The 3,367-nt window shown below is 61.7% G+C and carries 3 protein-coding genes; 2 read left to right on the forward strand and 1 reads right to left on the reverse strand.

The window, feature by feature from the left end; all coding sequences use genetic code 11:
• Window positions 1-444: LysR family transcriptional regulator (locus LEPOCDRAFT_RS02445; protein ID WP_009453637.1), on the reverse strand; the 444-nt coding region annotated here is incomplete at its 3' end.
• A 123-nt stretch (window positions 445-567) separates the two neighbouring features.
• Here LEPOCDRAFT_RS02445 and LEPOCDRAFT_RS02450 point away from each other — a divergent pair.
• Both LEPOCDRAFT_RS02450 and LEPOCDRAFT_RS02455 read left to right on the forward strand, forming a co-directional pair.
• Complete coding sequence (locus tag LEPOCDRAFT_RS02450; protein ID WP_009453638.1) at window positions 568-2,100, forward strand: CoA-acylating methylmalonate-semialdehyde dehydrogenase; 1,533 nt, start codon at window positions 568-570, stop codon at window positions 2,098-2,100.
• Window positions 2,101-2,223: 123 nt separating this feature from the next.
• Window positions 2,224-3,102: a transglutaminase-like domain-containing protein gene (locus LEPOCDRAFT_RS02455; protein WP_009453639.1), complete on the forward strand. Its 879-nt coding sequence runs from the start codon at window positions 2,224-2,226 to the stop codon at window positions 3,100-3,102.
• Window positions 3,103-3,367 lie beyond the last annotated feature (265 nt).

The raw sequence follows: 3,367 nt of genomic DNA on the forward strand, positions 1-3,367 counted from the left end.
CAGATCAAAGCCTTCTTGTGCCAGCGGCACCAGCCGGTCGGACAGGTCAAGTTCGATACGGATCTCGGGATGAGCGCGCAAGAAGTCCGGTAGCAGCGGCACGATGCGCTGGCGGCCCAAAGCGACGGGGGCGGTGACCCGCAACAGCCCACGCGGTGCTCCGCCCGCCAAATCACGCACGCTGGCAAAGCCGCGCTCAATGTGCTCAAAGGCTCCACGGGTGGCGTCGGTCAACTGCTGACCCGCTTCGGTGAGGCGCACGCTGCGGGTGGTGCGCTGTACCAGCGGCACGCCGGCAGCGCGTTCGAGTTCGCTGATGCGCTGGCTCATGGCGGCTTTGCTCACGCCCAAGCGCTGGGCTGCCGCTGTGTAGCTGCCCAAATCCCCCAAGACGGTGAGCCAGTGCACGTGCGACCAGAGCTGATCGATACGACGCAGATCCATGAGCTTTGTTCCAGATTTATGCAAACCACTGTTCTTGAACGTGAACAGTGTATCCAGCAACGCACGCTGGTTTTGCACGCTCCGTCTGCCTAGACTGCAACGCCGTCAAAACCAGAGACATCCATGAGCCAGCCCACGCCCCATACCGCCAGCGTCGCCCCTATCGACATCCCGCACTTCATCCACGGGGTCAGCGTGCCTAGTCAGAGTGGCCGGCGCCAAGCGGTTTACAACCCGGCCACTGGCGTTGTGGCACGCCACGTGGCGTTGGCCAGCGCCGCAGAGGTGGATGTCGCTGTGGCGGCGGCTCGGGCTGCTTTCCCAGCTTGGTCGGCGACGCCCACCATCCGCCGCGCCCGCGTCATGAATGCCTTCCTCGCGCTGATGAATCAGCACCGCGACGAGCTGGCCGCGATGATCACCGCCGAACACGGCAAGGTTTTCACCGATGCTCAAGGCGAAGTCACACGCGGTATCGAGATCATCGAGTTCGCTTGCGGCATCCCGCAGTTGCTCAAGGGTGATTACACCGAGCAGGTTTCGACTGGCATCGACAACTGGACCGTGCGCCAAGCCTTGGGCGTGGTGGCGGGTGTGACGCCGTTCAACTTCCCCGTCATGGTGCCGTGCTGGATGTTCCCGGTGGCGATTGCTTGCGGCAACACCTTTGTCTTGAAGCCGAGCGAGCGCGACCCGAGTGCTTCGATTTTCATGGCAGAGCTGCTGACGAAGGCTGGTCTGCCTGCCGGGGTCTTCAACGTGGTGCAAGGTGACAAGCTGGCGGTGGATGCGCTGCTGGGGCATCCGGATGTCAAAGCCCTCAGTTTTGTGGGCTCCACCCCGATCGCCCAATCCATCTATGAGAGGGGTGCGCACCACGGCAAGCGTGTGCAGGCGCTGGGTGGCGCCAAGAACCACATGGTGGTGATGCCCGATGCTGACGTTGAGCAAACGGTGGACGCGCTGATCGGCGCGGCCTATGGCTCAGCGGGCGAGCGCTGCATGGCGATTTCGGTGGCGGTGTTTGTGGGCGACGAGATCGCCCATCAAGTGATTCCCAAGGTGGCTGAGCGGGTGCGGGCGCTCAAGATCAAGCACGGCATGGCGCTTGACGCCGAGATGGGGCCGATCGTCACCGCCGAAGCACGGGATCGCATCGAGGGCTACATCGGCCTTGGGGTGGACGAGGGCGCCACGCTGGTGGTGGACGGTCGGGGCTACACGGTGCCGGGCTTCGAGAACGGTTTCTTCACTGGCGCCACGCTGTTCGATCACGTCACGCCCGATATGCGTATCTATAAGGAAGAGATCTTCGGCCCGGTGCTGGCCTGCGTGCGTGCCCAGACCTTTGCCGAGGCGGTGGATCTGATCAACGCCCACGAGTTCGGCAACGGTGTGGCCTGCTACACCCGCGACGGCAACACCGCACGAGAGTTCGCGCGCCAGATCCAAGTGGGCATGGTGGGCATCAATGTGCCGATTCCGGTGCCGATGGCTTGGCACGGCTTTGGCGGCTGGAAGCGGAGCCTCTTTGGCGATATGCATGCCTACGGCGAGGAGGGCGTGCGCTTCTATACCAAGCAGAAATCGGTCATGCAGCGTTGGCCCGAAAGCACAGCCAAGGGCGCTGAGTTTGTGATGCCCACAGCCCAGTGATGTGAGATGGCCGTTGGGTTGAAGTATGGATAAGGGTGAACCCTTGTGGGCGTGCATACTGTGCCGATGACACCTTCAAACACTTCAGGGACAGCCGTGTTGCAGCGCGGTGTGGACCGAAAGATGATTCGCATCCAACTGCACGTGGAACTGAACTACGAGATCGATCCGCCTGGTGCGGACTTCGTGTTCAACATTCACGCCGCCCACACGCCAAGCCAGCATGTTTCGGCGGAGCGGCTGGTCCTGAGTCAGCCGGTGCAGCCGATCATCCACACCGACCCCGCAACCCACACCCGCTACATGCGCCTGCGGGCGCTGCCGGGGCAGCTCAAGGTGTCGTACGCCGCGACGATTGATCTGACGCACCATGTCGCCGACCCAACGACGCTTGATGAGGTGCCGGTGCATCTGCTGCCGCCCGAGGTGATCAGCTACATCTACCCAAGCCGCTACTGCCAGTCGGACCGGCTGCTGCGTTTGGCCAGCGATGAGTTCGGTGGCTTGTGGCGCGGCTATGGGCGCGTCAAAGCCATTCAAGATTGGGTCAAGAGCCATGTGCGCTTCACCTCGAATGTCTCGAACTCCACCACCTCGGCCTTTGACACGCTTATCGAGCGTGTGGGGGTGTGTCGCGACTTTGCCCATTTGATGATTGCGCTGTGCCGCGCGGTCAACATTCCGGCACGTTTTGCCACGGGCACTGACTTTGGCGCCGATCCTGCCTTGGGGCCGCCGGACTTCCATGCCTATGTCGAAGCCTATGTGGGGGATCGCTGGTACATCTTTGATGCCTCGGGCACAGCCATCCCGATGGCTTTCGTGCGTCTGGGAACCGGGCGTGATGCTGCCGATGTTGCGTTTGCCACCATCTTTGGCAGCGTGCGATCGCAAGCACCGATCATCCAAGCGTGGGCAGTGGAGGATGCGTCTCATGGCTTGGTGCTGCCCTATCGCTCGGGTGAGGCGCTTTCAACCGATGTGGGTCATGTGCACCCGTGAGCGCGTTGCAGGCATAAAAAAGCGCCGAGAGAAAGGTCTCGGCGCTTTTCAGATGCTGTGCCGCATCAGGCTTTGAAAGAGCAGCGCATCTAGAGGAATGCGTTGCAGGACTTGTCTCCTCGGGCCCCACCAAGGTCAGCAGCTCTTGCGAGCGCTGACAGTGAGCGGCACTTTACGCGGCACACGACAAAAAAAGAATGGGTGCTTGCCCGAATGATTTAATACCCACACCCTTGACAGGGATTACGTTTACAGGCAAAATCTC

It is taken from the genome of Leptothrix ochracea L12, from assembly GCF_000262525.1.

What these genes read in the sequence shown, in the direction of transcription:
- LEPOCDRAFT_RS02455 (WP_009453639.1), top strand. Translation starts at nt 2,224, where the DNA reads ATGATTCGCATCCAACTGCACGTGGAACTGAACTACGAGATCGATCCG.
- LEPOCDRAFT_RS02450 (WP_009453638.1), top strand. Translation starts at nt 568, where the DNA reads ATGAGCCAGCCCACGCCCCATACCGCCAGCGTCGCCCCTATCGACATC.